The 510-nt window shown below is 44.1% G+C and carries 1 pseudogene; it reads left to right on the top strand.

Annotated elements, in window-relative coordinates:
- Positions 1–510, top strand: a pseudogene (locus IV512_RS19720) (N-acetyl-gamma-glutamyl-phosphate reductase); the annotation flags it as partial.

The raw sequence follows: 510 nt of genomic DNA, 5'->3' as shown, positions 1-510 counted from the left end.
GTCGATGATATGTTTCCAAGTTTGCGGGGCGTGACCGATTTAACATTTTCGGATTTGGATGAAAAAAAATTAGCAGCATGTGATGTGGTATTCTTTGCTACGCCCCACGGCGTTGCCATGAAGCATGCCAAATTTTTAACCGAAAATGGCACTAAAGTCATCGATTTGGCGGCAGATTTTCGTTTGCAGTCGCTACAAGATTTTGAAACTTGGTATAAACTTGAACATACTTGCCCCGATATTTTAAAAGAAGCTGTGTATGGGTTACCCGAAGTCAATCGTGATGCCATTGCCAAAGCCAAGGTCATTGGCAACCCAGGTTGTTATCCCACCACGGCGATTTTGGGATTAAAACCACTAATCGACGCCCAAAACAGCCAGCAGCAGGCATTGATTGAACCTTGGATTATTATTGATGCCAAATCAGGCGTCTCAGGTGCGGGTCGCCAAGCCAAAATGAATTTGTTATTTAGCGAAACCTCAGATAGTTTTAGCGCCTATGGTGTGGCA

Source organism: Pseudozobellia sp. WGM2 (assembly GCF_017810075.1).
In the GTDB taxonomy this organism is placed as follows: domain Bacteria; phylum Bacteroidota; class Bacteroidia; order Flavobacteriales; family Flavobacteriaceae; genus JADNYK01.
Note: the sequence above shows the minus strand (reverse complement) of the source record. Positions and strands in the feature narration are given on the sequence as shown.